Here is a 2648-nt window from a genome sequence, read left to right on the forward strand (position 1 = left end):
CACCCGGTTCACCTCACCCATCCACTTCGCTCCCCGTGTTGCGGCACGTGGAGGACGGGGCCTTTCACCCCGCAGAGACAATAATCGCGCGTGGTGGATCCTACCCACCACTCTTGGCGCACGAGATACGACATGGCTACGATCGGCACCTTCACCGCCCACAGCAAGGGCGAGTTCACCGGGGTTATCAAGACGCTCACCCTCAACACCAAGGCGACCCTTCGCCCGGTCGAGAAGGAAGGCGAGAAGTCCCCCGACTTCCGCATCCAGTCCGGCAACATGGACATCGGCGCCGCCTGGAAGAAGACCAGCCGCGAAGGCCGCGACTATATCTCGGTCAAGCTGGACGATCCGAGCTTCCCGGCTCCGATCTACGCCACGTTGTCCGAAACGGACACCGCGGGCGAATACGCGCTCATCTGGTCGCGCTGACCATCTAATGCCCCGGCCCACTGGCCGGGGCATCACGGCGCTGCCGGTCTTGCCGGCTTTCGACCTATGCTTGCTATTGGACGACCGGCCTTCCATCTCGGGCGGAACAGGGGAAGGTCTTGATGCACGCGATCTCGGTAAAACCAGCGGATATGACTGTCGCCGCAAGGGATGAGTTCATCGCGTTCGTCATACAGGCGGGAGAAGTGAATGCTGCCACGTTGCCCGATCTGGTCGATCGGGCTGTCGCCATTGTCATAATGCGCGAGGGAGCGTCATTGGTCGGAACCGCAGCAGTCAAGACGCCGAATGTTACCTATCCGCCAAAGGTCTTCCGTAAAGCTAAGGTCGAGGGTCAAGCCCCTGCCTACCCGTTCGAATTGGGGTGGGTCCATGTCCATCATGCCTACGAACGGCAAGGGCGCGGTCATGCGCTCGTCGCGGCGGCGATCCATGCGGCGGCTGGAAAGGGACTATACGCGACGACGAAATCCGAAGCCATGAGACGGATGTTGCCCAAACTCGGTTTCACGGCGCTCGGCACCCCTTATGTGTCGGCCGAAGATCCCAGCGCCGAACTCACGCTGTTTGTTCGATCCAGTAGATAGAACCCGCAAAGCGGTTTCCACCAATGATGTGATGGATCGCGTAAAGCGGCCCATCGCGCGTTATCTTCTATGCGGCTAAGGGCGGCGCGGTGCTTGGGGCTCTGCCCCTGGCGCACTTCAAGCGGCTTCCGCCCAGCTTCCTTCACGCGCGAGCGCGTTCCGTGCAGCCGGTTCCCCGCGAAGCCGCTTTCCGTTTGCACCCCCGGTCTCGCCGACGGGCAGGGTTTCAGCGCGGCGCTCCGCTGCGCGGAAACCCAAGCCCAAAGGAGGCCAAAATGCACTACCAACTTGCCACCCGGTTCGGCCGCAACGCCCATCAGATCAGCGGCCGGGAGCCGCTCGACAACGAGGCGCTGTATCGCCACGTCCCGTCCATCTTCGCCCGCGAGGCGCACGACAGCCGTTCGGATCGCTATGTCTATGTCCCGACGATCGACATCGTGGAGGGGCTGCGCCGGGAAGGCTGGTCGCCGTTCTTCGCGGTCCAGTCGGTGCCTCGTGACGGCAGCCGCCACGGGCACGCCAAGCATATGCTGCGCCTTCGCCGTGACGACGGCATCGGCAAACCGGAGGCGGCCGAAGTCATCATCGTCAACAGCCACGACGGGACGAGCGCCTATCAGATGTTCGCCGGGATGCTGCGGTTTGTCTGCACGAACAGCATGATCGCAGGCGAGCGGTTCGAGGAAGTCCGCGTGCCGCACAAGGGCAATATCGAGCATGACATTATCGAAGGCGTGTTCACCGTCGCCGAGGACTTCCCCCGGCTGATCGACGCCAGCGAGTCGATGAAGGCGATCCAGCTTTCGCCGGACGAGCAGCGCTTGCTTGGCGAGGTCAGCCTTGTCGCCCGCTATGGCGACGATGAAAGCCCGGTTCGCCCCGAGCAGATCATCGAGCCGCGCCGCCGCGAGGATGTGGACCGCAGCCTCTGGACCACTTTCAACGTCATTCAGGAGAATGTCGTGCGCGGCGGGTTGCAGGGGCGTAAGCGTAGCGCCGAGGGCCGCATCCGCCGCAGCCAGACCCGTGCCATCAACGGCATTGACCAAAACGTGACGCTCAACCGGGCGCTTTGGACGCTGGCGGAAGGGATGCAGCGCCTCAAAGCAGCCTGACCATTTCACCGCAGGGCCGAAGGTTCGGCCCTGCGGCTTCGCCGCTTTCGCGCCGATCCGCTGTGCTGGATCGGCAGCGGCCGCGCGTCCCAAGGTCCGCGCGGCCGCAAGCGCGCTCGCCTGGCTGACGCCCGGCTCGCGCGAGGTGGTGGTCAAATACTACACATTATTCTATGACGAGGCCGGGCCGCTACGCGGCGGCCTGGGGTGTGGAAACCCCACGTTTAGCGGTTCGGCGCCGGCCGTGACGGTGCCGCCATCCTTGACCACATGGTCGGGGAGCCTGTGACGTATACAACAGGCTTCCGGGCTAAAGGTCATAGGAACCGACTAAACGCGGTTTTCCAACTCCCCGACTACGGGTCTAGGCCGTGTTGACAAAAGACTTCAGCCATAGGCGCGTAGCGGCGAGGTTGAGGAAGCTCTCGAACGAGAGCAGGGTTTTGTCATAGCGGGTTGCGATGCGTCGTTGCTGTTTGAGTTTGCCGAA

3 protein-coding genes and 1 pseudogene are annotated in these 2648 nt (G+C 63.1%); 3 read left to right on the plus strand and 1 reads right to left on the minus strand.

Annotated elements, in window-relative coordinates; genetic code table 11:
* Positions 1–132 precede the first annotated feature (132 nt).
* The 3 genes from CDQ91_RS20790 to CDQ91_RS20800 all read left to right on the plus strand — a co-directional run bounded on the left by CDQ91_RS20790 (position 133) and on the right by CDQ91_RS20800 (position 2158).
* Positions 133–432: a DUF736 domain-containing protein gene (locus tag CDQ91_RS20790; RefSeq protein WP_069318838.1), complete on the plus strand. Its 300-nt coding sequence runs from the start codon at positions 133–135 to the stop codon at positions 430–432.
* Between the two features lie 122 nt (positions 433–554).
* Entirely contained in the window at positions 555–1040 is a 486-nt protein-coding gene (locus tag CDQ91_RS20795) for a GNAT family N-acetyltransferase (RefSeq protein ID WP_069318837.1), read from the plus strand.
* Positions 1041–1315: 275 nt separating this feature from the next.
* Positions 1316–2158 (plus strand): DUF932 domain-containing protein, encoded by an 843-nt coding sequence (locus CDQ91_RS20800; protein WP_069318836.1) that lies wholly within the window; start codon positions 1316–1318, stop codon positions 2156–2158.
* Positions 2159–2522: 364 nt separating this feature from the next.
* On the opposite strand, the pseudogene CDQ91_RS20805 reads toward CDQ91_RS20800, so the two are convergent.
* A pseudogene (locus CDQ91_RS20805) lies at positions 2523–2648 on the minus strand (IS5 family transposase); the annotation flags it as partial.

The organism is Sphingopyxis witflariensis (assembly GCF_002205635.1).
Classification (GTDB): domain Bacteria; phylum Pseudomonadota; class Alphaproteobacteria; order Sphingomonadales; family Sphingomonadaceae; genus Sphingopyxis; species Sphingopyxis witflariensis.